This window comes from Streptomyces hygroscopicus subsp. hygroscopicus (assembly GCF_001553455.1).
In the GTDB taxonomy this organism is placed as follows: domain Bacteria; phylum Actinomycetota; class Actinomycetes; order Streptomycetales; family Streptomycetaceae; genus Streptomyces; species Streptomyces hygroscopicus.
In genome coordinates, this window is the sequence record NZ_BBOX01000126.1 from 37280 (window position 1) to 57044 (window position 19765).

Sequence of the window (19765 nt, forward strand, 5' to 3'; positions counted from 1 at the left end):
GCGAGGCAGCTGCCAGGGTCTTGCCGTACCGGGTGGCGATGCCGCGCCCGGCCTTGAGCTTGTTGATCAGGCGGGGCCGCGGCGATCCGGTGACCGCGCCGACGAACGTCGCGAGGCCGCCGTCCGCTACCTCTCCGGCGCGGTGGCATCCGACGGTCTCGACGGGGCGTCGGCCGTTTCCGTGCCGGAACCCGCTGTAACGGGGCCGAATGCCGGACGCGTCGGCCGGAATTCGCCATGGGAATTCCTCGCCTTCCGCCCCGTCAGCGCCTCTGCTGATCCTCAAAGGATTCCCGCAGGGCCCGGACAATGATTTCGTGCGTTTCGCCTCCGTCATTCCTGGTGACCGCAAGAATGCTCCGTCCGAGCCAGTTCGGGTCGTCCACGCGTACCAGGGCGATGTTCTCCGGTACGACCGGGGCGAGGATGTCTGGAATGACACAGACTCCGAGACCGGCGGCGACGAGTCCGAAACGGCTGTGCCAGGTCCGCGTACGGAAGGCGATGAGCGGATCGGTCAGCGTGGGCCAGGCGCCGAACTGTGGTTCGTCCCGGGCACCCTTGCCCACGATCCATGGCGCGTGGGCGAGTTCACGCACCGGGACGGTGCCTTCCATCGCGGCGAGAGGGTGTCCGCGTGGCACGCCCACCGTCAGCTCGCCGCCCGGCAGCGGGGCGATCCGCAACCCCTCCAGGGCCGGCTGCGGCAGGCCGGGTCCGGAGGCCACGACCGCGACGTCCAGCCGCTTGCTGATGATCTGGTGCACGAGCTGCGGCGAGGACGCCTCGGTGAGCGCGAATGTCAGCCTGGGCTGTTGCTCCAGTGCCCTGGCCAGCGCGAAGGGGAGCAGAGCGGCGTTCGCGGCGGGGAAGGCCCCCACCCGGACCCGCACCTCGGGTCCGTAGGCCAGCTCGTCGAGCCGTTCGTCCAGCCGGTCGAGACCGGTGAGGGTCTCGGTGGCGAACCGGGCGACGAGCTCCCCCGCGGGGGTCGTCCTGACGCCGCGCGCGCCGCGTACGAAGAGGGGCTGCCCCGCGGCTTTCTCGGCGGCCGAGACCTGGCGGGAGATGGCGGGCTGGGAGTAGCCGAGGGTGCGCGCCGCGCGGCTCAGGGAGCCGTGCGCGGCCACCGCGCGCACGACGCGGAGAGCGTTGATGCTGAGTTCGGGCACGGCACCATCGTAGCCGTCCGAGCCATGCACAGTCGTTATGGGAACGGTCCGATGATTGCATGTTACGCAGGGCCGAAAGGGGGTTTTCAGGGTCTAGTGTCGAAAGCGGCGGCAACGCCACCACCACTACCCCTGAAAGGATTTTCTGGTGAGCGAGTTCATTTCCCCTGACGACACCCGTTACGACGAGCGGGCGCGCGCCCTGGTGCGGATCGGGCGCGAGGCGATCGCCGTTGCTGACGACGAGAAGCTGGACGCCTACTTCGCGGATGACTTCGTTTTCCACGGCCCCGACGGCGACATGACGTACGCGCAGCTCCGTTCCTTCTTCGCGGCCATGCGTGCCGCGTTCGAGGGATTCGCATGCGAGCGGCGCACCATTGTCAGCGAGGGTGAGTACATCGGTGCGCGTACCTGTATGTCGGGGCGTTTCACCGCACCCTTCGAGGCGTCCCCGATCGGCACGATCGCGCCGAACGGGCAGCCGATGCGACTCGAACTCATCAACGTCTTCCGCTACCACGAGAACGGCCAGTTGGCCGAGGAGTGGGTCCAGTACGACAACGTCGGCTTCCTGCGTCAGCTCGGCGTCGACCTCACCGAGGGGCACTGACCGGCACTCCGATGGCCGTCCCGCCGCCCGGGTACCTTCAAGGGGTGTCTCCACGGAAAGACCGGGGAGGCACCCTTCTTCAGTCCCGGAACGAACCGTCCGCCCGGCGTGCGTGCCGCGACAGCAGGTGTCCGCACTGCGGGCAGTGCCGCCTGAACCCCTTCTTGATCAGATAGCTGATGCCGAGCGTGCAGATGTGCATCAGCCCCACCGCCGCGTTCTGGAACAGCCGCCCCAGCCACGACCTCGTACACGTCTCACAGTCCCGGCAACCGGCCGCCATGGCGTTTCCCTCCCACTCGTCGCTGACCTGCCCTGACGGAACCAGTGTGCGCAACGGAGAACGCCGCCGAGCCGCCAACCGCCGCCCCGCGCCGGGTTGTGACCGGCCCAGACCGCCCCCAGCACACGGCTGTGACATCGTGGCCGCGACATCGCGCGGTTCGTGACGCAGACCACAGAGAAAGGGTGACAGGGTGTTGTCGCGGGCGGCTGCGACGGTCGGCGGTATGACGATCACTGATGAGGACTGCCTTCCCGAAACCCTGGCCTTCAACGAGAAGTTCGAGGCCGCCGCGGCGAGCCGCCCGGCACGTGAGCAGGCGCCGAGCGCGGCCGAGCTGGCGCTTCTGCGGCGCAACCGGCTCGGCGCCGACACCCCGCCGGTGCGGCTGGAACACGGCCAGGACCGCGTCGTCGCGGGCGGGGTGAACGTGCGGACGTTCGTGCCGGACCGCGTCGACGGCGTGCACCTGCACATCCACGGCGGCAGCTGGGCGTTCGGCTCCGCGGACGGGCAGGACGAAAGGCTCTGGCGGCTTGCCGTGGAGGCCCGGCTGGCCGTGGTGAGCGTGGACTACCGGCTGGCGCCGGAGCACCCGTTCCCCGCCGGGCCCGACGACTGCGAAACGGCCGCCCGGTGGCTGGTGGAACACGCCGCGGCCGAGTTCGGTACGGAACGGCTGCTGATCGGCGGCGACTCGGCCGGTGCCCACCTCACCGTCCTGACGCTGCTGCGCCTTCGCGACCGGCACGGCATCACCGGCGCGTTCCGCGCGGCCCACCTGCTCTTCGGCGCCTACGACCTGTCGATGACGCCGAGCGTGCGGTTGTTCGGCCCCCGACCGCTGCTGATCAACACCGATGGGCTCCGGGGCGCCTACGAGATGTTCACCCCGGGGATGGGGGCGGAGCAGCGCCGCGATCCCGAGGTCTCCCCGCTCTTCGCGGACCTGGCCGGTATGCCGCCCGCCCGGATCGTCGTCGGCACCGAGGACCCGCTGCTGGACGACTCCCTGTTCCTGGCCCGGCGGTGGGAGTCGGCGGGCGCGCCCGTACGGCTCGACGTCATCGCCGGAGCTATGCACGGATTCACCCTGTTCCCCCTCACCATCACCGAGCGGGAACAGCGGCGTGAGCGGGACTTCCTGGCCACCGCGTGACGGTAGCGTCGGCTCCATGAACCGCACTGCCCGGCTGTACGCGCTGGTGGAGGAGTTGCGCGCGGTCGCGCCGCGGCCACTGACGGTCGCGGCGCTCGCCGCGCGATTCGAGATCAGCACCCGCACGGTGCAGCGCGACCTCCAGACGCTGATGGAGACCGGCGTCCCGGTGCGCACCACACCCGGGCGGGGCGGGGGCTGGTCCATCGCCGCGGAGATGACCCTCCCCCCGATCCACCTCACCCCCGAGGAAGCCTCGGCGCTGACCGCCGCGCTCGCCGCCGTCGGCGCCGCCACGCCCTACGCGGGCGCGGCCCGCACCGCGGCCCAGAAGATCGCGGCCTCGATGACCGGCCCCGCCTCGACGGTGGCCCGCGAACTCGCCGCACGGATCGTGACACGCCCGTCCCGGACGGACTCCGCGATCCGCACCGCGGTGGAACAGGCCCTCACCCACAACACGGCGCTGCGGCTGTCCTACACCGACGCGGCGGGACGCGAGACCGACCGCGTCGTGGAACCGGCCGGACTCCTCACCGCCGAAGGCCGTTGGTACCTCATCGCCTGGTGCCGCACCCGCCGCGCCGGCCGGGGCTTCCGCCTGGACCGCATCACCGCGGCGACCCCCACCGACGAGGCGGCCCGGCCCCACAACCTGTCCGACCTCCTCCTCGGCTCGACCGCCGCCGACGCGGTCCGGCCCACCGCGCTGGCTGCCCTCACGGGGTCTGCTCGATGAGGGGTTCGCGCAGCTCGCACCAGATGTGCTTGCCGGTGGGGTGCAGCCCGTTCTCCCAGGTGACACCCCAGGCGTAGGCCAACTCCCGCATCAGGAACGGCCCCCGCCCGCCCTCCTCGTCGAGCGCCGCGTCGCGGGGGTAGGGGTGGCGTTCCGGGGAGCCGTCGCGTACGGCGATGGTCGCGATGCGGTCGCGGACGGCCTGTGACCGTCATATCGACGGCCGCCCATCCGCCCGGGAGAGACGAGACGGCTGGTCTCCGCCGGTCGCTGGGCCAGGGCCTTGTGCTCGCGCACGTCGGCGGGGCCGACCGTCACATCGGCCGCTTGGAACTCCTCAGCGGGTCGGACCGCCTCAGTGCAGGGTCTGGAGCGCGTCGGTGCTGAACGGTGTGAGGTCGGCCTCCTTGCCGCTGAGGACCTTGTGGGCCCACTCCGGGTCCGCCAGCAACGCGCGGCCGACGGCGACCAGGTCGAACTCGTCCCGCTCCAGGCGCTCCAAGAGACCCTCGACGCTCGTCACGCCGACCCTTGTGCCGGGAGCGAAGGAGCTGGGGTCGAAGGCGGCGTCCAGCCCCACGGAACCGACCGTGATGACGGGCTTGCCGGTGAGCTTTTTGGTCCAGCCCGCCATGTTCAGGTCGAGGCCGGTCTCGGGGAACTCGGGCTCCCAGTAGCGGCGGGTCGAGGCGTGGAAGGCGTCCACCCCGGCTCGGGCCAGCGGCTCCAGCAGCGTCCGGAGCTCATCCGGGTCGGTGGCGAGCTTGGCGTCGTAGTTGTCGGCCTTCCACTGGGAGAAGCGCAGGATCACCGGGAAGTCCGGTGAGACCCGTTCGCGGATGGCGGCGACGATGTCGGCGGCGAATTTGGTGCGGGACAGCAGGTCGCCGCCGTAGGCGTCGGTGCGGTGGTTGGTCCGCTCCCAGAGGAACTCGTCGATGAGGTAGCCGTGGGCGCCGTGCAGCTCGATCCCGTCGAACCCGATGCGTTCGGCTTCCTGCGCGGCCTCGGCGAAGGCCAGGATGATCTCGTCGATGTCGGTGAGGGAGAGCGTCTCGCCCGCGCCGGGGGTGCCGTCGAGCGCGATGCCGGACGGGCCGACCGACGGGGCCTCGGTGAACGGCGGGCTCCCGGCCCGGCGAGTGATGCCGACGTGCCAGAGCTGGGGCACGATTCGCCCGCCCTCGGCGTGCACGGCGTCGACGACCCCGCGCCATCCAGCGAGCTGCTCCTCGCCGTGGAAGCGCGGCACGTTCTCCAGGTCGCCCGCGGTCGGGTGGCCGATGTAGGTGCCCTCGGTGATGATCAGGCCGGTTCCCGCAGCGGCCCGGCGGGCGTAGTAGGCGGCGACATCACCCCCCGGAATGCCGCCGGGGGACTGGGCTCGCGTCATGGGAGCCATCACGATCCGGTTCCGCAGTTCGGCCGAGCCCAGCGTGAAGGGCTTGGCCAGGTACTGGGCCGCGCGAGAGGTCATGGCGTCGCACTCCTGGGGGTGAGGCAGTAATGTGTGTTCGACAAAGATACACATCGCCGCCTGTGAAAGTGCAACTTTCATAGGTACTTTTTAAGTCAGGGTAGCGACGTTCGATATGCTTCGTCCGGGAAGAAAGGGTGGTGCCCCACGTGCTGGACGTCAGGTTCTCCAGCGCCCTGACGACGCTCTTGCTCCTTGCCGCCGCGGCCGAGGAGGGCCCGCCGGTGATGAGTTCCGCGCAGCTCGCCGAGCGGCTGGGCACCAATCCGAGCCTGGTCCGCAAGCTGTTGTCCTCACTCGCCAAAGCGGGTCTGGTCGAGTCGGTGATGGGGCGTACGGGCGGTACGAAGCTGGCCCGGCCCCCGCAGGACATCCCGCTCGCCGAGGTCTACCTCTGTGCGGTCGGCGACAAGCCGTTGTGGACCTGTCGCCCTGAGACCGAACACGAATGCCTGGTGTCGACGCACGCCGCCGGCTACTTCGAGCGTCTGACCGAGCGGGCCGAGCAGGCCGTGCTCACGACGCTGCGCGGTCAGACACTCGCTGACGCTCTGCGGGAGATCCGCTGCTCGGGCCACTCGCAGCCTCGCCTGAACCACTGAAGTAGTCCCGGGCTCGCTGTCCCCTCCACGCGGCCCGAACTCGCGAGGCCGGGGCGGACGGCTCTTGGACCCGAGGGCGGTGGCCCGTCACGGCGATGCGGGATCGCGCAGCTCGAACCAGATGTGCTTGCCGGTGGGGTGGGCGCCGCTCTCCCAGGTGACACCCCACGCGTAGGCCAACTCCCGCATCAGGAACAGCCCCCGCCCGCCCTCCTCGTCGGGCGCCGCGTCGCGGGGGTAGGGGTGGCGTTCCGGGGAGCCGTCGCGTACGGCGATGGTCGCGATGCGGTCGCGGACGAGGGTGTCGATGTGGATCAGCTGGGTGTCGGTGTGGCGATTGACGTTCGTCACGGCCTCGGAGACCAGGAGTTTCGCCGTGTCCGCGAGGTCGTGCAGGTCGTTGGCGTGGAGGAGGGCGGCGATCGCGTCGCGGCAGACCCTGGGGCTCTTGGGGGAGTTGGGGGCGCTGAGGCGGTAGGCGGATGCGGGTTCGGCGGCCTCGGCGACTTTGGCGACTTCGGGCATGGCGGTGTCTCCCAACGCGATGCGTAGTTGGTCCGATGCGCTGCGCTGTTGAGACCATAGGGCATTGAGTGCAGTCATGTACTGAATGACGAGAATCCCTGCACTCAATGTGGTGACACGGTAACGTTGCGACGACACCGCGTGACGATGAAGTTTGGGGGAGGTGAGGGGTGTGACGCACAGAGCATCCCCGAGTGCGAGGCGGCGCCGACTTGGCGCGGAGCTACGCAAGATGCGTGAGCATGCCGGGATGACGGTGGCCTACGCGGCTCAACAACTGGGCGCCGAGGGCGCACGGGTCAGCAACATGGAGTCGGGACGCCTCGGCGTGAGCGAGGAACGCGTCAGGATGCTGGCCGCCATCTACTCCTGCGGCGACCAGGCATACGTTGACGCTCTCGCGGCCATGGCCGCCGAGCGTGGCCGGGGCTGGTGGGACGACTATCGGGAGCGGATGGCCGTCGATGCGCTGGACCTGGCCGAGCTGGACTCCCACGCCGTGGGTCTGCGCGCGGTGCAGATCATGCACATTCCGGGACTGCTACAGACTGAGGACTACGCGAACGCCGTGTTCTCCACCGCCGAACCCGCACTCACCCCCGCGCAACGGCGAGTGAACGTGTCGTACCGGATGAGGCGACGTGAGGTGCTGGATCGGGAAGACCCGCCGCGATGCACCTTCCTTGTTCACGAGGCGGCGTTGAGGATGGAGTTCGGCGGGTCCAAGGTGGCCCGTGGACAGTTGGAGCGCCTGTTGGAGGCGTCGGAGTGGGACAACGTCACCGTCCGGGCCATTCCCTTCTCCGCTGGGGGATTTCCGCATGCGGGAGCCTCCGTGACGTACATGTACGGAGTGGTTCCGCAGTTGGATACGGTTCAGCTCGACACGCCCACCGGTGTGACCTCCCTGGATGGGGAGACACATCTCGCCAACTACCGGCGGATCCTCGACCGGACGGAGAGGCTATCCCTCTCACCTGCGGACACGCGCGATTTCATCCACGCCATCGCACAACGACTCTGAAGGTATCGAGATGTCCGACATACAGTGGCAGAAGTCGTCCTACTCGGCGGACGGCCCCGGCAACAACTGCGTCGAGCTGGCCCACGCCCCTGGCGCTGCGGTCCTTCTCCGCGAGAGTGACGATCCGGACGTGATCATCGCGACCACTCCTGCCGCTCTCCGGCAGCTGATGGAGAGGGTCAAGGCCGGAGGGTTCGACGACATGGCCGACCGCTGATGTAGGAGGCAGAGGGATGTCGTACGTACAGCGCTGGCAGAAGTCGTCCTACTCGGCGGACGGCCCCGGCAACGCTTGCGTCGAGCTGGCCCACGCCCCTGGCGCTGCGGTCCTTCTCCGCGAGAGTGACGATCCGGACGTGATCATCGCGACCACTCCTGCCGCTCTCCGGCAGCTGATGGAGAGGGTCAAGGCCGGAGGGTTCGACGACATGGCCGATCGCTGATGTAGGAGGCAGAGGGATGTCGTACGTACAGCGCTGGCGGAAGTCCTCGTACTCGGGAGAGGATGCCGAGCACAACTGCGTGGAACTCGCGCAGCGTGATGCCACCGCGATCCTCCTGCGCGAGAGCGACGAACCGCACACCGTGATCACCACCACCCCCCTCGCCCTCCGCGCCCTCACGCGTGCCGTGAAGGCGGGGCGGCTCGATCACCTGTCCCGCTGAGGGACAATAAGCGCCATGAGTCTGTTCCGCGACGACGGCATCGTGCTGCGCACCCAGAAGCTGGGCGAGGCGGACCGGATCATCACCCTCCTCACCCGCAACAACGGCCGCGTCCGCGCCGTGGCGCGGGGGGTGCGGCGGACGAAGTCGAAGTTCGGCGCGCGGCTCGAACCGTTCAGCCACGTCGATGTGCAGTTCTTCGCCCGCGGCGGCGAGCTGATCGGCCGCGGGCTGCCGCTGTGCACGCAGAGCGAGACGATCGCCCCGTACGGTGGGGCGATCGTCACCGACTACGCCCGCTACACCGCCGGTACGGCCATGCTGGAGACGGCCGAGCGGTTCACCGACCACGAGGGCGAGCCCGCCGTACAGCAGTACCTGCTCCTCGTCGGCGCCCTGCGCACCCTCGCCGCCGGGGATCATGAGCCGCATCTCGTCCTGGACGCGTTCCTGCTCCGCTCCCTGGCCGTCAACGGTTACGCGCCGAGTTTCGACGACTGCGCCAAGTGCGGGATGCCCGGTCCGAACCGGTTCTTCTCGGTCGGCGCGGGCGGGGTCATCTGCGGGGAGTGCCGGGTGCCCGGAAGCGTCGTACCCTCGGCGGAGTCGCTGACGCTGCTGGGCGCGCTGCTGACGGGGGACTGGGCGACGGCGGACGCGTGTGAGCTGCGCCACGCCCGGGAGGGCAGCGGGCTCGTGGCGGCGTATTTGCACTGGCACCTGGAGCGGGGGCTCCGGTCGCTGCGGTACGTGGAGAAATAGCGGTACGCAGAGAAACAGCAGTAGCAGCACAGAGAGCGAAGGCAAGAGGGAGACGTGGCAGGCATGGCAGGACGCGGGTTTCTGGGCCGACAGCGGCGCGAGTACCGGGCGCCGGACCCGCACCCGTCCGGTGCCCGGCCGCCGAAGATCCCCGGTGAGCTGGTGCCGCGGCACGTGGCCGTGGTGATGGACGGGAACGGCCGCTGGGCCAAGGAGCGCGGGCTGCCGCGCACCGAGGGGCACAAGGTCGGCGAGGGCGTCGTGCTGGACGTGCTCAAGGGCTGCCTCGAGATGGGGATCAAGAACCTCTCCCTCTACGCCTTCTCGACCGAGAACTGGAAGCGCTCGCCCGACGAAGTGCGCTTCCTGATGAACTTCAACCGCGACGTCATCCGCCGCCGCCGCGACGAGATGGACGAGATGGGTGTGCGGATCCGCTGGGCGGGCCGGATGCCGAAGCTGTGGAAGTCGGTGGCGCAGGAGCTTCAGGTCGCCCAGGAGCAGACCAAGGGCAACGACGCCATGACGATGTACTTCTGCATGAACTACGGCGGCCGGGCCGAGATCGCGGACGCGGCGAAGGCGCTGGCGGAGGACGTCCGGGCGGGCCGGCTGGACCCGTCGAAGGTGAACGAGAAGACGTTCGCGAAGTACCTCTACTACCCGGACATGCCGGATGTGGACCTCTTCCTGCGCCCCTCGGGCGAGCAGCGGACGTCGAACTACCTGATCTGGCAGAGCGCGTACGCCGAGATGGTGTACCAGGACGTGCTGTGGCCGGACTTCGACCGCCGCGACCTGTGGCGGGCGTGCCTGGAGTACGCCTCGCGGGACCGCCGCTTCGGCGGGGCGATCCCCAACGAGGAGCAGCTGAAGAAGGACTCCGAGAAGGACTCCCCGTCCGCGTAAGCGCGCAGGCGGCCGGCCGTCCCGGCTCATGGAGGGGGGAGCGATTCTTTCCGCGCTCGCGAACATAGCGATGGGGCTGGTGACCAGTCTCCTCGGCGGTGGGTTTGTCTGGCTGTGGGAGCGTGGCAAGCGCACCCGGACGTTGAACAGGAAGGCACGCTTCTTCGGTATCAGGCCCGGCGAGACCTGCCTCGTCGTGCTGCCCAACAAACACAACGCGCCTGGCACCGCGCATCACCGGGATGTGCAGGCCGTAGTGCAGGTGGCCATGCTCGCGGGCGAGTTGGGCGGTCACGTCGTGGTGGCATCCGACTCCCTCCGCGGTAGCAACGGCGACCGCACCGAGTTCTGTGTCGGCGGTCCGCTCGGCGACGCCAATATCCGTGCCGGTGGGCACCTCGCGGCGTATCTTCCGGGCGTCACCCTTCATCCCTACAGCGACCGGCCCGATTCGGTGGCCTTCTCGGTCGGCGGTGAACAGTACCTGTTCGACCGCGGCAACGCGGAATACGCCCTCGTCGCGAAGTTCACTCCGCAGGAGTCGAGCCGCCCCGTGGTCTTGGTGTGCGGGCAGAGTGCGCTGGCGAATCAGGCTGCCATCCACTTCCTCCGCCGCGAGTACGCGCGGGTGGCCACTGAGATCACGTCGGAGGAACGCTACTGTCTGCTGATCAAGATCTCGGACATCCGGACCTACGAGTTCCACAGGGCGGTACTCGAACGCGACATCTCCGCGGCCGCGTTCGCACAGCCATGAGCGCTCACCGCTGCGCCACGGCGCCGAGCACCACGGCGGCGGCCTCGCTCCACGGCACTCGCTCCGCGAGTCGCGCACGCAACTCAGCCGTCTGCCGGAAGGCACCTTCGCGGTCCCTCAGCTTCCGGTCGATGGCCCGTGCCCACTTGCCCGTGTCCTTTTCGTCGTCTCCGGACATGGACACGACGAACTGGTCGGCCGCCTCATGCCCAAGTGCCTCGCGCAGGAGCTGGGCGAGACCGCTCCCCGAACTGACGAGAACGGGGACTCCCTGGGTGATCGCTTCGACGCCGACCAGACCGAACCCCTCCGACCTGGACGGCACGATCACCAGACTGGCACTGTTCAGGTCGTTGGCGACGCGCTCCTCAGCGGATGCGTAGGCGCGGACGACGACTTCGAGTTGTGGGTTGCCTGCCCACGCCACGATCTCCGCTCGCTGCTGCTCAACAGCGGCTTCCGGGGCCCCGCGGACGAGCAGTCTGAGCCGGCGCAGACCGTCCTCGTGCCACCACGTCGCGACCCGGCCGCAGGCGGTGGCGGCGAGATCCACCCCTTTCAGGCGGGCGTCCTCGGTGCGGCCGATCATCAGCACCCGCAACGGGGAACCGCCTGGCGGTGTGCGGGGTACCGAGGGCGCGGTGACATCGAATCCCGGGTCCAGCCGCAGAGGTGGAAGGGCCTCGGTACCGGCGAATTCGGCCAGGAACTGATCGTGCAGCCGGGGGCCGACAGCGACCACGCGATGCGCGCCTCTGCCGAGCGCGCGCTCGATGTCCGTCCGTTCCTCGGCTCGCATCCCGGCGTCGGTCCCTCGGTCCGGCTTGTACCACTCGATTTCGTCCGGGGCCATGTGCACGAAGTGCAGGCGGCGGGCCATGGGGTAGAAGTCGTCGGCGATCTTCTTCGCCACCGGCCCGGTGATCCGGCCATGTCCCACCACAAGATCCGGCAGCATCCCGGCGGGCAGTTTCGGCCGACTGGTGAGCCGCATGTCCTCGGAGGCTCCGGGCATGTCGGGGGCAGGAAGCAGGGTGACGCCCGCCTCGGCCGCCGCCGCCACTTCCTCGGAGGCGGCGGCGAGCACCACACAGAACACCAGGGCACCGGCGTCGGCCAGCGCGCGGCACAGATCGCGGTTGAAGGTGCTGAGCCCTCCGTGGGAGGACGCCCACTCGGTGGCCACGGACAGAATGACCGGTGCTCGGCGGCCGGGTGCCGGATGATCGGCGCCCTGGTGCCGGAGCGTGCTCTTCTCAGGTCCCTCCTCGTCCCGCCGCCGAGGGAGTCCCGGGCTGCCGGGACCGACGCCGAGCAGGGCGCCGGCGTGCCGCACCGCTTCGACCAGGTCGACATCGGTCTCCTCGTGCAGGGTCGCCGCGTCGTCGGGGTCCGGTAGCAGGAGATAGCTCACGGTGTACTCGGGGATCGCCACGGTGTCCAGCACTTCGGCCGCGTTCACCAAGTGGTCGGCGGCTGAGGTCCGGTCTCCCGCCGTGAGTCGGGCCATGGCCGCGTTGTAGAGGCTCAGCGCGCGGTTCAGGGGGGCGTCCGCCAGGTCGAGGGCGCGCTCTGCCCAGGTGAGCGCGTCGTCTGTGTTCCCCGTGGCCAGGATGAGGTACGTCAGATTGTTGGCCTGCTCCCAGCCGGGAGCCAGAGTGAACGAGTCCCGGAGACGACCGACCGCGGCGGGAATGTCACCCCGACTGTAGGCTTCGTACGCCCTGTTGAGGTGGTTGTCCGCGAGCTCGGTCCGCAGCCTGCCTGTCGCCCTCTGGAACCAGCTCCGGGCCGGCCACGACCGGAGTGGCACGCGGACCCGGTCGGTGGTGAGCTCGCCGCCGAGCTGTGCGACGCGTTCGACGACCGTCTTGAAGTCGGGAGAGTCGGCCAGAACGACGTCGTCCGTATCTGCCGCGTACAGCCAGCGCTCCACGGTATGACCGGAAAATGTGCAGGTCACGGTGGTGAGGTCGAGAGCGGATGGTTCGCCCGCCCGCAGGATCGCGTCATGAAGGAGATTGATCCGCGGGGTGGCGTCGGGCCCTTCCTCGGGCAATGTCTCCAGGGCCTTGAAGATCTCCTCGATATGACCGCCGTTCATCGCGGGGCAGCAGGTGGGGAAGAGCCGGAGCGGCCCGGTCGCGATGTCACACAGGAGATGGTCGAGACGCTGTACCAGCAGCGGATGGAGGGGGTTCCGGCTGGTGTACTGAGCGTGCCGGACCGATCCCACTGTCCCGACCGTCCACAGTCTCGCGTAGATTTCGTCGAAGAGTTCGGTGGGCACGGCGAACCTCACAGGGTCCTCGTCGGTGAGGATGCCGTCCGCGATCAGTGATTGGCGACATAGGTCGTACTGCGCACGGGTGATCTCCGGCGGTCCGGCCATCTTGTAGGCGAACCAGGTTTCCTCCGCCGTCGCATGGCCGAGTGCGGAGGTCAGCACGTTGAACGCGATGAGATCATGCCGATTCATCGCGCGTACCGCGCGGATCAGCGGACGATCGAGGACATCGCGCCCCGACTCCATACGGGAGCGGATGCCTTCCAGTACTTCCGCGGTCAGCTCCATGCGTTCCGCGGCACCACGCTGCCAGCGGGCGAACATCTCATGGCAGTACAGCTGAATTTCGTAGGGATTGCCGTCCGTGAGCTGTCTGAGGGCGGAGACCACACCGGCCGAGGCATGGCCGTGAATACCAACGCTCAAGAGCGGGCGCTCTATGCACGCGTGGATGTCCTCCCACTCGACGAATCCTCTGACCGCGATTTCTTTGAACTGCCGCAGGATGGGTGAGTGAACGTCGGTGATCCGGTCGATGAGCCCGGAAGTGCCGGCGAGTACCAGGACCAGCCCGTCCACGCGTGAGGTGAGGAACCTGAGAGCGGACAGCGCACGCGCGTCGTGGGCCATCAACTGGGCTTCGTCGACCAGCAGGACGATCGGACGCCCGAGTAGCCGTATGAAGTAGGCAAGATCAGCCCGCAGCGCCGCCTCCGGCACCCGCCCCTCCTGCCCGGCGAGTGCCACGGCTTCAGGGAACTCCAGTGGCGCTACCGAGGCGGCTTCGGCTGCTCCGGCCATCACCCGTCGCACTGCGGCCGGTCCGGGGACGCTCAACTCATCCGGGCCGTCAGCGGTGATCGCGGAGACCAACTCCTCGTACACCTTCCGGAAGAAAACCGTCGGCTCACCGTCGCCCTCGATTAGCTCCACACGTACGGTGACAAACCCGTTCTTCTCAGCCATCCACTCAGTGGCGTTGAGCAGGCTCGTCTTGCCGGCCGCTCGTGGTCCATGGAGGACGACACAGACCGACGGGCGGTCCACGGCTGCCTGATCGAGCTCGTACTTGATGACCCCGACTTCCTCACCCCGCCCGGCGAAGAAGGCGGCATCGCGCACGGGGTTCCGGTAGTCGTAGGGATTGCGTAACGCGGAAATGTTCACGAGCCCCCCTCACCTCACCTCGATCGTACGATCCGCGCGGGTGCGTCGGGAGCATTCCGCTGCAGCATCTCGGGCAGGGTGCGCAGCGCGTTGTTGTGGCGGCGGTGGACCGGGGCGCCGTCCATGGTGCGGTGTGGGCGGCACCAGGTGGCGCCGCCCACGGCCGGATCGCCCCTACTCCGCCGCCACGATGCGCTCCACCGCCGCCGCCACCAGCTGATCCCGCTCCGCCTCCGTGAAGACGTCCGGCAAGGTGAGCTGTTCGATGATCAGCCAGTTCAGCGCCAGCATGAGCAGCCTGACGGCCGCGGCGTCACCGGGGAGGCCCGACTCCTCGTGGTACGCGACGTTCGCGTCGAGGTCGGCCCGGACCCGCTCGGTGAGGACCCTGCGCAGCCTGGACCGGCGGGTGGCCTTGAGGTGGAGTTCCAGCAGCGTCAGGTAGCCGGTGCGGAATGCGGCGACGCGGCTGACGAGCTCGTGCATTAGCTCCGCGTAGGTCTCCCGGTCGCGGCCCGCCGCCCGCTGGCGGGCGATCGTGGCCTCGTCGGGCTGAAGCCGCTCATAGACCCGGGCAACCGGCCTGGGTGAGCAGATCGTCGCGGCTGCCGAAGTAGTTGGACGCGGTCCCGGCGGGTACGGCGGCCTCGGCGTCCACCGCACGGAAGGTCAGGCCGCGTGCGCCTTCCCTGGCCAGCACCTCGATCGCGGCGTCCACGAGGGCGGCGCGCCGCTGGTCGTTCCGTCTCACCATTGAGCCCACTCCAGCTGTAGTACTACAGCCAACCAGTCACCGCTCATTGCCGGTGCGCAGCCACGCGATGTACTCGGCGACCGCGCGCTCGGTGTCATAGGCGGGCTCGTAGCCGGTGTCCTGCTGGATGCGGGTGATGTCGAGGTGGCGCGGCGGGGTGGTCCCGCCGGTGGGGAGGTCGACCCGCGCGTCGGGGACGACCTTCTTGATCGCGGCGATGATCTCGGCGTTGCTCGTGGCACGGCCGGAAGCCACGTTGTAGGTGCGGTGGTTGAGGCGGTCCGCGAGCTGGAGGAGCGCGATGGCCCCGGCCCGCGTCCTTCACGTAGCACAGGTCGAGCGAGTCCTCCGCGTACGCGGGCGCCGGGAGGGGGGAGAGGTCCGGCTCGGTGCCGCGGGCGGCGGCGTGGACGAGTTCGGGGGCGGCGAAGAACAGCGGGCCGTGCGGCTCGAGTGGCCCCCAGATGCCGGAGATGCGGTAGTTGATGATCTCGATGCCGGTGGCGTCGGCCAGGTGGTCGTTGAGGAGTTCGCCGATCTTCTTGAAGGTCGGGAAAGGAAGCGGTCGAAGAAGTGCTGAAACAGAATCGCGACGAGATAGACATGCGTGGCGTTAATAAAATGTACCAAGTGACTGGCAAGGTTGACGGGACAACCTACGTGCTGGGTATCAACCGAGGGCGAGTCGGTCAGTTCTATCCGCTCGACGAGTAATGAGGGCCATGGTATCCGTCAATTCTTTCCTCAAGGAGCCAGGCGGTTCCTTCGTCCCTGTGGGGCAGGCGCGGTTCCGGATCCCGGACCCGGACTATGTTGAGGGTGCCCTGGAGTTGGAGGTGGGGGGCGTCCCTCTCATCTCCGTGGCCGATTGGGATTATGTTGATCAGCTCTGGTCGTACTTGATCAACATGATGGAGGAGTATTCGCAATCGGGTGTCGCGTCGACCAGGTTTCCCGACCAGCCCACCAAGCTGACCGTGTCGAAGCAAGGCAACAACTACCTTCTCGTGCGAGTGGACAGCGGTGAAAAGTCGCGGAGCTCGGCAGTCGAGGAGGGGGAGTTCTTCGGCGCCCTATGTGAATCCGGAGACCTGTTCTTCCGCAGTATGGCGAGAATGGTTCCGGAGGCCGAAGACTATTACGTCTCCGAGCGGGAAAGGCTCCGCGATGCTCGGCGTTGAGCAGTAACTCGATGGGCATGCCGTGGGCACCCGGAGGTACGGAACCAGGGCGACGTCGGGTCCGCCGGAGGCTTCTGCCCGGCTTGACCCGACGCGCACTCGGTCGTTGGGTTATCCGGCTTCCTCGGCACGCGCACGCGCACGGGCAGCCCCGGCCCCCGACGCGGCCACCATGGCCACCGCCGTCGCGGCCAGGGCGGCGCTGACCCACGCCGCGCCCCGGTAGTCGTCCGTCGTCCCGGTCGCCGCGCCCGCGATCAGCGGACCCAGGAAGGCGCCCGCGTTCAGCGCGACCGTGGCGAACGAACCGCCCAGCGAGGGCGCCTCCTGCGCGGTGCGCATGACGCGGGTGACCAGGGTCGAGCCGATGCCGAACGACAGGGCGCCCTGGAGGGCCGTCACGAGGAAGAGCGGGGCCGGGTAGCCGCTGGTCGTGGCCAGGAGCGCCCAGCCCAGGGGCAGGGCGCACAGGGCGAGGAGCAGGCCCCGCCCGAGTTCACCGTCGGCCGTGCGGCCGGCCGTGGTCACCCCCGCGAACGCGCCCACGCCGAACGCCGCCAGGAGGGCGGGCACCGTGGCTTCGGGCAGGTGGGTGATGTCGGTGGCGATGACGGCCAGGTAGGCGAAGGTCGCGAAGGTCGCCCCGTTGACCACGGCCGCGAGCAGCATGGCCCGCCGCACCGGGCGCGACCCCAGCGCGCGGGCCTCGCGCCGGATCGAGACCTCCTCCCGGCCGGCCGCGTCGGCGGGCGCCCGGTGGAAGACCAGAGCCAGCGCGGGCAGACACAGCGCGGCGACGGCCCAGAACGCGGAGCGCCAGCCGGACCAGTCCCCGAGCAGCGCGCCCGCGGGGACGCCGGCGACGCAGGACAGGGTGACCCCGGACAGCAGGACCGCGGTGGCCCTCGCGTGCCGGGACGGGGGGACGAGGGCGGTGGCGACGGACATCGCGACCGCCAGGAAACCGGCGTTGACGACCGCGGCCACGATACGGGTCCCGAAGAGCACGGCGAAGTCCGTCGTGACCGCCCCGATGACGTGCACGATGACGAACGCCGTCAGAAAGCCCGCCAGCGCGCGGCGGCGTGGCCATCGCGCGCTCAGCGCGGCCATCACCGGGGCACCGACGATCATCCCGATCGCGTACGCGGACGTCAGACTCGCCGCGGCCCCCACCGATACGGACAGGTCGCGGGCGATACCCGGTACGAGACCGGACAGCATGAACTCGGACGTTCCTTGCGCGAAGACGGCCAGCGCAAGGACATGGATGAACACAGGCAAGAGGTCGACTCCAGCGGTGAGGTATGCGGGCAGGAGCAGCCGCGTGCTGGACGCCGGACCTCATCGAGAGCCCGAAAGGGGACCAGACACACGGAGCCGTGTCCGGTCACTGGAAGCGAGATCAATCGACCCTAGGGCCGGTCAGACACCTGCTCGCCGCCGAGCGACCGGCGGCTCCGTTCTGTCTGATTCAGGGCTCATCACGTCCGGCACCGTACCCAGGACACCGGCGGAGATCAACCGGATCGCGGGGCGCCCCGCCCTGTCGGTTCGGGCTCGGGTCCTGCGCGTACGTGCGTCAGCTCTGTCGGTTCGGGCTCGGGTCCTGCCTGTACGTGGCTCGGCCCTGTCGGTTCGGGCTCGGGTCCTGCGCGTACGTGGCTCGGCTCTGTCGGTTCGGGCTCGGGTCCTGCCCGTACGTGCCTCAGCTCTCTCGGCACGGGCCCGATCGCTGCTCGTACGTTCCCCAGCCCTCCCGGTACGCGGCCCAGTCACCCGGCGTCGCCGCGAAGTCCACGTACAGCGCGACGCCGAACTTGGCGCGGCGTGTGCCCTCGCGGCTCAGGGCGAGCCGGACGCCCCGGACGGCCGCCGCGACCGTCTCGGCCGACTCGTGGTGGCCGATGTCGTCGGTGTGGAAGGCGGGGAGGCCCATCAGCAGGTCGGTGCCGCGCGGGGTCGCCTCCAGGGCCAGTCGCGTCTGCCGGGCGACATAGCCCCCGTACAGGCTCTCCAGCGGCATCGCCGTGTCGTAGGACATCACCGCGATCTGGTCGACCCGGCGGGCGACCTCGCCGAAGTACGACGGTGACCACCACTTGGGGTGACCGGCGGCGAAGCCCGCGAGGGAGTGGAGGGAGGGGAGTGGGTCGATCTGGTGCGCGGCCACCGACAGCGGCACGCGGTGGGCGCGGGTGACCTCGCGCACGTCGTCCAGCAGGGACAGGTAGTCCCGGTCGCCGGAGTGCACGGGCTCCAGGTCGAAGTGGACGCCCTCGAACCCCGCCTTCAGTACCTGGTGTGCCGAGCGCACGATCCGTTCGCACGTCGCCCGTTCGCCGAGGTCCATCCCGGTGCGGCCCTCGGTGGACAGGACGTCGCCGAGCCACGCCTGGACGCGCACACCGGGTAGCTCGCGCCGGACCGCGTCCACGAGCCAGCGGGCCTTCGGACGGCGCGACGCGGGCAGGCCGCCGTCGTGCTCCAGCGGGCCCGCGTGCACGTACAGGTCCCGGACGCCGGTGTCGCGGATCCGCCGGACCAGTTCGGCGAGCCGGGCCTCGCCGTTGCGCCCGTCCACCCAGGCGTGCCCGAGCCACACCGCGTCCCGTCCGCGGGTGCGCGTGCCGGGGGCGGGTTCTCCCGCGTACCGCAGCCGTAGCGACACCCCGGCGGCGAGCAGCGGCACGGCCACGAGCACGGCGGTGCCCGCCATGACGCGTCCGGGCCACTTCGGGCGCGGACGCGGCCCGTGGGATACGAGGACCGGCCGACCGCGCCCGAGGCGCCCGGCGGCGGAGACCACCCGGCGCGCCACCTCGCGCGCCGCCCGGCGCGGTGCCTGGCGCGCCACCCCGCGCGGTGCCCGGCGCGGCGGGTGGCCGGTGGTGCGGTCCGTGCGGCTCGTACGGCTCGTGCGGTTCGTACGGTCGGTGCGGTTCGTGCGGTCGCGGGGCATCGGCGGTCAGCTTCCGTCGTAGGACACGATCGTGCCGTGCAGGGCGTCGGCGACGCGTGACCCGAGGTCGTAGTCGCAGAGGTTGACGGTCCAGTTGCCGGCCGTGACCAGGGTCGCGGGCACGCCCTTGTAAGCGATGGCCTCGCGCAGCACCGCGTCCCGGTCGGCGGCCGAGGCGTGCAGGGCCAGGGTGGCGCAGTTGGGTGATCCGGTGTCCTTGCCGGTGGTGCAGGTCAGCACCGTGTCCGACCGCTGTTTCCGGTCGTCGCAGCCGACCGCCGCCGCGAGGTCGTCGGCGAGGGCGCCGACGGTCCGGTAGCGGGGGGCGCGGGGGATGTCCGGGAGTGGATACCCGGGGATCTCGGCCTTCTCGGGCGGCAGTACGACACCGCCGAGAGCGGCGGCGATCCGGTTCGCGAACCGGGGCTCGGTGACCCGTACGAACCAGTGACCGGCGGCGACCAGGGTCTGACCGCTGGGGGGCTGTCTCCGGGAGGCGATGGAATCGCCGACGTCGTCGCGGTCGAAGATCTCCGGATTGAGTACGTGGATGTCGTTCTCGAACGTCGTGCCGTCGATGACGGACGCGCACCCGAGGCTCGAACCCCCGCGCCCGCCGCCCTGCGAGCGGCGGGTGACCTCGCACGGGACACCCCCCGCTTCGAGGGCTGCCACGACCGCGTCGGCGTCCGCATACTCGGGCTTGGCGGGCACGTTGCCCGGCAT

At 69.6% G+C, this 19765-nt stretch carries 22 protein-coding genes and 1 pseudogene; 13 read left to right on the plus strand and 10 right to left on the minus strand.

Annotation, left to right across the window (positions count from 1 at the left end):
• Positions 1 to 263 precede the first annotated feature (263 nt).
• Entirely contained in the window at positions 264 to 1172 is a 909-nt protein-coding gene (locus AXW62_RS14705) for a LysR family transcriptional regulator (RefSeq protein ID WP_060944951.1), read from the minus strand.
• Between the two features lie 148 nt (positions 1173 to 1320).
• Here AXW62_RS14705 and AXW62_RS14710 point away from each other — a divergent pair, with 148 nt between their 5' ends.
• A complete protein-coding gene (locus tag AXW62_RS14710; protein ID WP_060944929.1) occupies positions 1321 to 1785 on the plus strand; it encodes an ester cyclase in 465 nt (154 codons plus the stop codon).
• Positions 1786 to 1864: 79 nt separating this feature from the next.
• Here the strand turns inward: AXW62_RS14710 and AXW62_RS14715 are convergent, their stop codons facing one another.
• On the minus strand, positions 1865 to 2068 hold the full coding sequence (locus tag AXW62_RS14715) for a hypothetical protein (RefSeq protein ID WP_030826458.1): 204 nt from the start codon (positions 2066 to 2068) through the stop codon (positions 1865 to 1867).
• Positions 2069 to 2294: 226 nt separating this feature from the next.
• Here AXW62_RS14715 and AXW62_RS14720 point away from each other — a divergent pair, with 226 nt between their 5' ends.
• Together AXW62_RS14720 and AXW62_RS14725 are read left to right on the plus strand one after the other, a co-directional pair.
• Positions 2295 to 3227: an alpha/beta hydrolase gene (locus tag AXW62_RS14720; protein ID WP_060944930.1), complete on the plus strand. Its 933-nt coding sequence runs from the start codon at positions 2295 to 2297 to the stop codon at positions 3225 to 3227.
• 16 nt (positions 3228 to 3243) lie between these two features.
• On the plus strand, positions 3244 to 3966 hold the full coding sequence (locus tag AXW62_RS14725; protein WP_060944931.1) for a helix-turn-helix transcriptional regulator: 723 nt from the start codon (positions 3244 to 3246) through the stop codon (positions 3964 to 3966).
• A 355-nt stretch (positions 3967 to 4321) separates the two neighbouring features.
• Here the strand turns inward: AXW62_RS14725 and AXW62_RS14735 are convergent, their stop codons facing one another.
• Complete coding sequence (locus AXW62_RS14735) at positions 4322 to 5443, minus strand: NADH:flavin oxidoreductase (protein ID WP_060944932.1); 1122 nt, start codon at positions 5441 to 5443, stop codon at positions 4322 to 4324.
• A gap of 140 nt (positions 5444 to 5583) precedes the next feature.
• Between AXW62_RS14735 and AXW62_RS14740 the strand changes: the two genes are divergently transcribed.
• Positions 5584 to 6045: an RrF2 family transcriptional regulator gene (locus AXW62_RS14740; RefSeq protein WP_244503156.1), complete on the plus strand. Its 462-nt coding sequence runs from the start codon at positions 5584 to 5586 to the stop codon at positions 6043 to 6045.
• Between the two features lie 87 nt (positions 6046 to 6132).
• On the opposite strand, the gene AXW62_RS14745 is transcribed toward AXW62_RS14740, so the two are convergent.
• Entirely contained in the window at positions 6133 to 6570 is a 438-nt protein-coding gene (locus AXW62_RS14745) for an ATP-binding protein (RefSeq protein ID WP_060944933.1), read from the minus strand.
• A gap of 172 nt (positions 6571 to 6742) precedes the next feature.
• Here AXW62_RS14745 and AXW62_RS14750 point away from each other — a divergent pair, with 172 nt between their 5' ends.
• The 7 genes from AXW62_RS14750 to AXW62_RS14780 all read left to right on the plus strand — a co-directional run bounded on the left by AXW62_RS14750 (position 6743) and on the right by AXW62_RS14780 (position 10688).
• Positions 6743 to 7594: a helix-turn-helix domain-containing protein gene (locus tag AXW62_RS14750; RefSeq protein ID WP_079115627.1), complete on the plus strand. Its 852-nt coding sequence runs from the start codon at positions 6743 to 6745 to the stop codon at positions 7592 to 7594.
• A gap of 10 nt (positions 7595 to 7604) precedes the next feature.
• A complete protein-coding gene (locus AXW62_RS14755; protein ID WP_060944935.1) occupies positions 7605 to 7811 on the plus strand; it encodes a DUF397 domain-containing protein in 207 nt (68 codons plus the stop codon).
• A 16-nt stretch (positions 7812 to 7827) separates the two neighbouring features.
• The gene (locus AXW62_RS14760) at positions 7828 to 8037 is read left to right on the plus strand and encodes a DUF397 domain-containing protein (protein ID WP_060944936.1); all 210 of its coding nucleotides are present in this window, start codon (positions 7828 to 7830) and stop codon (positions 8035 to 8037) included.
• Positions 8038 to 8053: 16 nt separating this feature from the next.
• A complete protein-coding gene (locus AXW62_RS14765; RefSeq protein ID WP_060944937.1) occupies positions 8054 to 8260 on the plus strand; it encodes a DUF397 domain-containing protein in 207 nt (68 codons plus the stop codon).
• A gap of 15 nt (positions 8261 to 8275) precedes the next feature.
• A complete protein-coding gene (gene recO / locus AXW62_RS14770; protein WP_030826431.1) occupies positions 8276 to 9022 on the plus strand; it encodes a DNA repair protein RecO in 747 nt (248 codons plus the stop codon).
• A gap of 63 nt (positions 9023 to 9085) precedes the next feature.
• A complete protein-coding gene (locus tag AXW62_RS14775; RefSeq protein WP_060944938.1) occupies positions 9086 to 9931 on the plus strand; it encodes an isoprenyl transferase in 846 nt (281 codons plus the stop codon).
• 70 nt (positions 9932 to 10001) lie between these two features.
• Positions 10002 to 10688 (plus strand): hypothetical protein, encoded by a 687-nt coding sequence (locus AXW62_RS14780; protein WP_252368612.1) that lies wholly within the window; start codon positions 10002 to 10004, stop codon positions 10686 to 10688.
• A 4-nt stretch (positions 10689 to 10692) separates the two neighbouring features.
• Here the strand turns inward: AXW62_RS14780 and AXW62_RS14785 are convergent, their stop codons facing one another.
• The 3 genes and pseudogenes from AXW62_RS14785 to AXW62_RS44820 form a co-directional block, all read right to left on the minus strand.
• Positions 10693 to 14142 carry a glycosyltransferase gene (locus AXW62_RS14785; RefSeq protein ID WP_060944940.1) on the minus strand — a complete coding sequence of 1150 codons (3450 nt, stop codon included), beginning with the start codon at positions 14140 to 14142 and terminating at the stop codon, positions 10693 to 10695.
• A 174-nt stretch (positions 14143 to 14316) separates the two neighbouring features.
• Positions 14317 to 14896, minus strand: a pseudogene (locus tag AXW62_RS14790) (TetR/AcrR family transcriptional regulator).
• Between the two features lie 36 nt (positions 14897 to 14932).
• Positions 14933 to 15151 (minus strand): NAD-dependent epimerase/dehydratase family protein, encoded by a 219-nt coding sequence (locus AXW62_RS44820; protein WP_060944941.1) that lies wholly within the window; start codon positions 15149 to 15151, stop codon positions 14933 to 14935.
• Positions 15152 to 15302: 151 nt separating this feature from the next.
• Between AXW62_RS44820 and AXW62_RS44825 the strand changes: the two genes are divergently transcribed.
• Both AXW62_RS44825 and AXW62_RS14805 read left to right on the plus strand, forming a co-directional pair.
• Complete coding sequence (locus tag AXW62_RS44825; RefSeq protein WP_174556391.1) at positions 15303 to 15476, plus strand: hypothetical protein; 174 nt, start codon at positions 15303 to 15305, stop codon at positions 15474 to 15476.
• 142 nt (positions 15477 to 15618) lie between these two features.
• Positions 15619 to 16077: a hypothetical protein gene (locus AXW62_RS14805; RefSeq protein ID WP_063817586.1), complete on the plus strand. Its 459-nt coding sequence runs from the start codon at positions 15619 to 15621 to the stop codon at positions 16075 to 16077.
• Between the two features lie 111 nt (positions 16078 to 16188).
• Here AXW62_RS14805 and AXW62_RS14810 read toward each other — a convergent pair whose 3' ends face one another.
• The 3 genes from AXW62_RS14810 to AXW62_RS44830 all read right to left on the minus strand — a co-directional run.
• Complete coding sequence (locus AXW62_RS14810) at positions 16189 to 17361, minus strand: Cmx/CmrA family chloramphenicol efflux MFS transporter (RefSeq protein ID WP_060944944.1); 1173 nt, start codon at positions 17359 to 17361, stop codon at positions 16189 to 16191.
• Positions 17362 to 17785: 424 nt separating this feature from the next.
• On the minus strand, positions 17786 to 18796 hold the full coding sequence (locus AXW62_RS14815) for a glycoside hydrolase family 18 protein (protein ID WP_079115628.1): 1011 nt from the start codon (positions 18794 to 18796) through the stop codon (positions 17786 to 17788).
• 249 nt (positions 18797 to 19045) lie between these two features.
• Positions 19046 to 19765 (minus strand): hypothetical protein (locus tag AXW62_RS44830; RefSeq protein ID WP_060944945.1); only part of this gene is annotated, 720 nt, incomplete at its 5' end.